1 pseudogene is annotated in these 327 nt (G+C 37.9%); it reads right to left on the minus strand.

Going from position 1 to position 327, the window contains the following annotated elements:
• Positions 1-58 precede the first annotated feature (58 nt).
• Positions 59-327, minus strand: a pseudogene (locus GNY06_RS09545) (hypothetical protein); the annotation flags it as partial.

Consider the following 327-nt stretch of genomic DNA (forward strand, 5'->3'; position numbering starts at 1 on the left):
TCTTTATGATCTATTTCTACTTCGCTTAGAAGGGACAGAATTTCTTTCAAACTAGCTTCTATTTGGTATAAATCGTGATGATGGCCACTTTTTGGACTTCCCATTGACAACATTTGTCCCTGGTTATCACACAGAAAAATGCTGTTGGTGGTTTTTGCCTTTTTATACCCTGATAGCCTAGCTTTTCACCTACCATTCGGCTTTGGGTGTGGCTGACGTCAAACTGAACGCTTGACATATCCAATTTTCTTTTATTAAGGAGCGAAAGACCTATCCAAAACTTTCTGAAAGAGCCGTCTTTGCTCCATTTATTGAAATAATAGTAAA

It is taken from the genome of Elizabethkingia argenteiflava (genome assembly GCF_009904105.1).
Classification (GTDB): Bacteria; Bacteroidota; Bacteroidia; order Flavobacteriales; family Weeksellaceae; genus Elizabethkingia; species Elizabethkingia argenteiflava.